Below are 1,269 nucleotides of genomic sequence, written 5' to 3'. Positions count from 1 at the left end.
AGACGGCCGAGGCCGCCGCGGACGACCTGGACGCGGCGGCGGCCGAGGTCGGCGGCGACGTCACCGCGGAGTCCTACGGGGCGCTGGGGGCGCGGATCGGCCTCGGCGAGTCGTACGGCCGCGCGGCCGGGGCGTTGCGGCGGCAGCTGGCCGACGGCGCCGAGGCGCTGCGCTCGGCCGCGGTGGCGCTGCGGCAGGTGACGATCCGCCACGGCGGCCAGGACGACGAAGCCGCGGAGCTGATCAAGCGCGCCGGAAGGCTGGACGGATGACGGCCGGCAGCCCGCCCCTGGCGGTGCCCGCGGGGGAAGACATCACGGCGGCGGCCGAGCCGTACCTGGCGTACCTCACGGAGCTCTCGCAGCAGCTGGGCGTGATCGACCCCGTCGAGACGTACTTCCGCCCGCTGCTCGGCCGCTGGGCCGACCTCGGCGCGGAAGCGGACCGCCTGCGCCAGGCGGCCTCGGTCGCGGCCGAGGTGTCGGCGCGCCTGGACGAACAGCTCGGCCGGCTCGACGCGGGCTGGGAGGGCCGCGACGCGGACTCGTTCGTCGCGTACATCCGCACGATCGGCGCGGCGGGCGGCGACCTCCACGAGGCGCTGGAGACCCTGGCGGGGGCACTGGACGAGATGGTGACGACCGTGCGCCACGTCGTCGTCGATCTGGTCGAGGTGCTGGTGGACGCGGCGGAGCTGACGTCGGAGACGATGCTGCTCCCGAGCGGCGGCGCGAAGCGGGCGCGGACCCAGCTGCAGGAGACGCAGGACTCGGCGAAGGCCCTGCACGAAACCGCGCGCGACGTCCTGGAGGCGTTCGACCGGCTGTGCCAGGGGGTGGACGACCCGGATGCGGCGTCCCGCACCATCGAGATCCGGCACCGGTACCCGCCGGAGCGCTTCAAGCTGCACGACGACGCGCTGAACGAGGCGGGCGAGCAGGCCGCGGCCACGGCTTCGGCCCCGGCTTCGTCGCCGGTCACGGCCCCGGCCCCGGCTTCGGCTTCGGCCGACGAGGTCATGAACCCGGCTTCGGCCGACGGCACGGCCGAGGGCCGCCACACCGGCTCCGGAACCCCGGACCCCGACCAGCCCGCCGACCCGCAGCCGGCCCCGCCCGCCGAGGATCGCCACAGCTCGGCGGGCCTGGCCGCCCGAGCCGAAGGCTCCGAAGCCCATCATCGGCATCATCGGCATGCCGCCCGCCGAGCTGTGGCGATCCTCGGCGGGCGGGGCCGGCTGCGGGTCGGCGGGCTGGTCGGGGTCCGGGG

Annotated in this window: 2 protein-coding genes; both read left to right on the top strand. The window is 76.5% G+C overall.

The annotated features are described in order from the left end of the window. The coding region (locus CCN39_RS48500) for a hypothetical protein (protein WP_086853979.1) at window positions 1–272 on the top strand (272 nt) is incomplete at its 5' end. After that, on the top strand, window positions 269–1,269 hold a 1,001-nt coding region (locus CCN39_RS48495), incomplete at its 3' end, for a WXG100 family type VII secretion target (protein ID WP_244211364.1). The genes CCN39_RS48500 and CCN39_RS48495, both read left to right, overlap by 4 nt.

The sequence above is a fragment of the Amycolatopsis kentuckyensis genome (genome assembly GCF_002155975.1).
Lineage (GTDB): Bacteria > Actinomycetota > Actinomycetes > Mycobacteriales > Pseudonocardiaceae > Amycolatopsis > Amycolatopsis kentuckyensis.
The sequence above is the reverse complement of the archived record's forward strand: the minus strand, read 5'-3'. Positions and strand labels throughout refer to the sequence as shown.